The sequence below is a fragment of the Bacteroidales bacterium genome (assembly GCA_014860585.1).
Classification (GTDB): Bacteria; Bacteroidota; Bacteroidia; order Bacteroidales; family 4484-276; genus RZYY01.
The window spans coordinates 1-2,580 of the sequence record JACZJL010000193.1 but is presented as its reverse complement, the minus strand read 5'-3'; the positions used below and the strand labels follow the sequence as shown (position 1 = coordinate 2,580).

2 protein-coding genes are annotated in these 2,580 nt (G+C 45.0%); both read left to right on the top strand.

All coding sequences use genetic code 11. From position 1 onward, the window contains the following. Positions 1 to 169 precede the first annotated feature (169 nt). Complete coding sequence (locus IH598_17860) at positions 170 to 1,393, top strand: DUF1566 domain-containing protein (GenBank protein MBE0640382.1); 1,224 nt, start codon at positions 170 to 172, stop codon at positions 1,391 to 1,393. A gap of 39 nt (positions 1,394 to 1,432) precedes the next feature. After that, a partial coding sequence (locus tag IH598_17855; protein MBE0640381.1) for a hypothetical protein occupies positions 1,433 to 2,580 on the top strand: 1,148 nt, incomplete at its 3' end.

The following is a 2,580-nucleotide window of genomic DNA, read 5'->3' as shown; positions in this document are numbered from 1 at the left end:
CCAGTTGAAGAAAAGATTGAGCAACTTCGCCTGGAAAATGAAAGCATCAAAAATCAACTGAATATTCTGTTAAAGATGATTGAAACCGAAAAATCCACCCGTATAGACTAAACGCTATGTGGGTGTCAATTTTAGCTTTTTATCAATTAAGAATACTAATAAATTAAATATGAGCAATTTAAAATCGTTAATTCTGCTTTTTGCGATACTATGTATTATCGAAAGTCAGGCATTCTCCCAGGGTGTATCAATCAACAATAGTAACACTCCTCCCGATCCTTCGGCCATGCTTGATGTGCAATCAGTGGAAAGAGGTTTCCTTCCGCCAAGGATGAGCACTGCGCAAAGACAGTCCATTTCCAATCCGGCTGATGGCCTTTTGGTTTTTGATGTCGATATGCAGTCTCTGCAAATTTTTGCCGGAGGGAATTGGTACCCTCTGCAAACAGGTGATGGAAGTCAATGGGTCTTTGATGGTGTAAATCTTTTTTTTAACGGTGGTAAAGTAGGGGTTGGAACAACAAATCCACGACAGCAACTTAGTGTTGGTAGCCATCTTGATTTGTATTCCGGGGTTGTTAATAGTCCATCTACACCATCTATCAGGGCGTCCCAGGGCAATGACCTGCTTATAAATTCATTTGGTGAAGGCTTATTAATTTTTAATGCTGACGGTGGAACTGGTGAAACCAGGTTTTTCGGAGGTAACAATTTGAATGAGATGATGCGTTTGAGCCAAAGTGGAAATCTTGGAATAGGAGTTACCAGTCCGCAGGCACAGTTGCATTTGGATGGTACGATAAGATCGAATAACCTGGCAGGTAATGGAACACGCATGCTGGTCGCTTCGGGTGATGGCACATTCTACGCGCAAAAACACACCTACTCTGTCGGTGATCTGGCTCAGGGTGGTGTAGTTTTCTGGGTGGATGAAACAGGACAACATGGTCTTGTGTGCCCAATTGAAAATCAAAGTGAGGGTGTAAGATGGCTTGCCGGCGAATTTGGAGATACACAGGCCAAAGGTGATGGCCCTTTTGCCGGAGAACTGAATACCGCAATTATTATTGCCGCACAGGTATATCTTGGGGATGATGGTGATACCTACGCTGCAAGGATCTGTAATGAACTTCAGATCACTGCAGGCGGCAAAACATACGGAGATTGGTACCTGCCCTCAAAAAGAGAACTGGAATTGCTGTACCTGAATAGATCAGTAATCAATGAAGTGGCCTTAGCTAACGGAGGAGAGACTTTTGGAGGTGGCTGGTTTTGGAGTTCTACAGAGGCAGATGCCATTAGCGTTAACTGCTGGGATTTTCAGTACGGGATTGAATTTGTAATGGGAAAAGGCAACCCCGATCTTAAAGTTAGAGCCGTCAGAGCTTTTTAATTGTTACCTGTTTTCAATAAACCTAAAATTCAAAATACGATGACATATCACATAAAACTCAGTATTTTATTCATCATGTTCAATTTCCTGACAGGGATCAATATGTTTTCCCAGGGTGTAATCATTTCTGAAGATGTTAATGCTGTCCCCAATGAATCGGCATTGCTTGATATTGAATCTACCTCTAAGGGATTTCTTCCACCCCGATTAACTGCTGCACAACGAACTGCGATACAAAACCCCGCTCCAGGGCTGGTGGTTTATGATACCGACTTTAACTCTTTGTTTCTTTACTCCGGCGATTATTGGGTGAAGTTGGAGGCTGGCGAAAAATGGATTCAGGATGAAGACCTGAGTCTTTTTTATAATAATGGAAATATAGGAATCGGGGTCTCTTACCCGACTGCCTTGCTGCATACATCCGGCGCCGGAACCGGTGAAGGTGATGTGCTTTTCACCGGGCAGTACAAAACGACATTACCCGGGCAGGTTCCTGCATCAGGCTCCGGAACGCGAATGTTTTGGCATCCGGATAAGGCGGTTTTCCGCGCCGGAAGGGTCAACGGTACGCAATGGAATAACGAAAATGTTGGACCCTACTCAACGGCCTTCGGTTTTAACTCCATCGCCTCAAATACTTACGCCATGGCCTGGGGAGATAACACCACAGCTGCCGGTGTCAGTTCCACGGCTTTTGGATGGAATACTAATTCTTCCGGTTTTTATTCCACGGCATTTGGTTCAGGCACAATAGCGCCATCAACCCATGAAACGGTGATAGGCCGGAACAATTCGGAGTACACTCCCGTGGGAGGTACCAACACATGGAACAGCGCCGACCGGCTGTTTGTTATTGGTAACGGTGCTTCTATTTCCGACAGGAATGATGCGCTTGTTTTGCTAAAGAACGGTAACATGGGGCTCAATACCTCCACACCTACCCAACGCCTGGAGGTTGCTGGCAGTATTTACGGTCAATCATCCAACTGGGCTATCCGTGGGTTAAAAACAGGTTCAGGTTCATTTCCCGGTGTTTGGGGTGAAACAGACTCACCCTCAGCTAATGCCAATGGCATCAGGGGGTTTGCACTAAACACCACATCTGGATCTGGTTCGGCAGGGGTGTATGGAAAAAATTTCAGCACTACAAATTCCAATTATGGAGTATTCGGTGAAGCAGTTTCTGT